Here is a 3,070-nt window from a genome sequence, read left to right as displayed (position 1 = left end):
TTGAAAGAGCATAGTATGTGGTAAGTGTGGGAGATCCTTCAGGCTGGCACTGCCAGGTGACGCGAACCACATCAATGGATGGCCGATGCCCAATGTGCTTGTTATCCCGAGCGCAGCGAGGGACCTGATTGGGCACGCCGTTTGCCCGCCGGGAGGGGTCCGTCATTGATGGGCACGCGGCGCTTGGTGCATCTGATGCAAGCTGTCGCGGCCTGAAACTTCCGTGGCATAACCGAACCTTGAAATCACCCTGATCGGTGCTTGCTTTGCCCATCCTACGGGCTGCCAGCAACGCTTAACTTAATGGCATTGGATTATGGCCTGGACGACAAATGACAAAGCTGTTTCTGTCCCATAGCAGCCACGATAAAGGCTTAGCAAGGAAACTTGCTGGCGATTTAAAAAATGCCGGGTTTGATGTTTGGCTGGATGAATGGTCTATTCTTGTCGGACATTCAATTACCGGAGAAATTCAGAGAGGTCTTGATGAAGCGGACTTCATTATCATATTACTTTCGCGCGAGGGTACGGCGTCCGGATGGATACCAAAAGAATGGCAAGCACAAATTGGTGTCGAAGCAGAGAGCAAGAAAGTACGAATCTTACCGGTTTTAGCTAGCTCTTGCGAGATGCCCATACTTCTTCGAGACAAAAAATACGCTGATCTTAGCAAAGGCTACGCAGTAGGATTGAACGACCTAATAACCGCGATCAGAGGGCATTCTGACGAAAACAATGATCGTCTCGCATCGGATACCCCTGGCGTAAGACTTAGTAGCGAGTCTGTTGCTTCGAAAACCGAAGAGTTTTCCAATCGCAAAGATAGTGTTCGTCCAACGACTTCTCCCAACATAGTTAAAGAGAGTAGTCCATGGGCGCGGCTGCTAATGAGTGTCAACAACCGAATATCCATCTTAAAGAAAGCTCAACTAATCGGAAAGGAGTGTTTAGCGCTTCCGTTTCACGAGCATCCCCGTTTTGTCCATCCCTTGGGAAGCGAGATGGTGATAACTGTACATGAGCAAGACGGACATAAAACTTCTCTGACGGACTCACCTTTCGATGTCCTGCAGCGCCCTGACGTGGTTGGTCGACTATTAGTGCTTGGTCCACCTGGGGCTGGTAAGACATTTGCGTTGACTCAGATAGCAGAACAGCTTACTCGTTGCACCCTCGAAAATCAAACAGGTGCAATCCCTATTATTCTTAATCTATCTCAGTGGACCGATGATAGGCAGCATTTGGAGGACTGGATTATTGACCGTCTACAGCAAGAATATAACTTGCTGGAACCCATTGCCAGGGAGTTGTTGGACAACGACCAATTAGCCCTTCTTCTTGACGGGCTCGACGAATTAGACCCTAATCGCCAAGATAGCTGTATCGAACGTATCAATCAACTTTTGCGTAGGTTGTCGCTGCTGACAACTGTCGTTGTGGCTTCAGACACAGACGAGTATCGCGTGTGCTTCAAAAAGCTTCGACTAAACACGGCCGTCTGTTTAGATCCGCCAAGCGACCAGGATATTGAGAGATACCTTAGAGCTCTAGGGAAGCAGCAGCTATGTAACAGGTTGCGAAGTAACACTCAACTTATGAGGATAGCAAGAACGCCACTTTACCTTAATCTTCTGGTTACCGTTCTTGAAAGTAAGTCGAAATCACGCGAGGGCTTAGCGGAGTGCGAACTCTTAGAGCAAGGCGAACTTTTTCGCAGCTTTGTCGAGAACCGGCTAGAGATTTTCGAGGATCGTGACCCTCAAAAATCCCAACAATACCTCTCCTACATTGCCCTGCAGCTCGCAAAGCACAACCAGACACAATTTCTAGTCGAGTATATGCAACCCGACTGGCTAAGCTCTCCTTGGCAGCATTTACTATATCACGCTTTAGTGAGTATTGCGGTTGGATCGGCAATTACTCTTTTGGTGATTCCTTTTAGTTCTTTTATGGCCGCTTCAAACACTGAGCTTATTGCAGAAATCACCGCTGCTTTCATCGTGGCAACCGCACTAGGGTGGATCCATAAAAGCGCCATCCGACCGGTAGAGCGCCTACAGTGGGGAGAAGTAAAGGGTGCGTTGGAAACATTGTTGGGCACGAGCATTTTGTTGGTAATCGCCGAGTTAGGACGACACGTCGTACAACGCCTTTTGGAGCGATTAAGATTACCGTGGTTTTTGACAAATACGCTAGAATGGACTGGAAAACCTCTTTCCAGATTTGGTTTGTCCTTGTTGACGGCAGTAGGATGGACGGTTAGACAATTTTTTAAGGCACTTAATGTACCCTATGCGAATATAACCAAGACACGTATTCCAAATGAGGGAATCAAAAGATCTGGCTATTTTGCACTTGCACTCTGTCTTTCTCTTGGTACTTTTGGGCTTATAATGGGTTTGTTTATTGATATTTTCGTGAGCGTTGCCCAATGTTTGCCGGAAGATGGGGAAGGAACCAACATCTCCTGCATGTTTAGTTGGGAGCATCTCTCGGATCTCAGTATAAGAAAGGGGGTTGCTCCTGTTCTAGCAATTTGGATGGCTATAATGGGTGCCACATTCGGTGGCATTTCGATTATTCAGCATTACTGGCTGAGGACGATCCTTTGGGTTGATGGCAAAATACCATTTCGATTAATCAAGTTTCTGAACAAGGCGACGCGGGGAAAGATGTTGCATAGAATAGGCGGTACGTATAGCTTCTTGCACCCATCGCTTCAACAATATTTCTGCGAACGAACGAGACGCACCGACGACTATAGCAAGGAAACTATGTTTTAGTTAAGATAGAATATTTTACCGTAGTTGATTAGTTGGGTTCCTCAGCTCTCGGGCTCGATCCCCGTTTGACCCTGCGGGGGACGCATACTTGGGGAGTGGAGTCGTATCAAGGTACGTTTTTAGTAAGATCAGGACCTCACCGACCATTTTATTCAGGCGGGAAAATTTCTTAAAGTCGAAGTAATCGATCATCTCATGGCAATAAAAGGACACCCATTTTGTTTGTTACACCCATCCGTACCTTTACGAATGAGTAGCAAACAAAGTGGGTGTCCTTTTATTGCCGG

The 3,070-nt window shown here is 47.1% G+C and carries 1 protein-coding gene; it reads left to right on the top strand.

What is annotated here, in order from left to right; translation table 11 throughout:
* Nucleotides 1-332 precede the first annotated feature (332 nt).
* Entirely contained in the window at nt 333-2,783 is a 2,451-nt protein-coding gene (locus E1958_RS19295; protein ID WP_089728714.1) for a TIR domain-containing protein, read from the top strand.
* The last annotated feature ends 287 nt before the right edge of the window (nt 2,784-3,070 follow it).

The organism is Candidatus Thiosymbion oneisti, assembly GCF_004359955.1.
GTDB lineage: Bacteria > Pseudomonadota > Gammaproteobacteria > Chromatiales > Chromatiaceae > Thiosymbion > Thiosymbion oneisti.
This window is presented reverse-complemented; position numbering and strand designations above follow the sequence as displayed.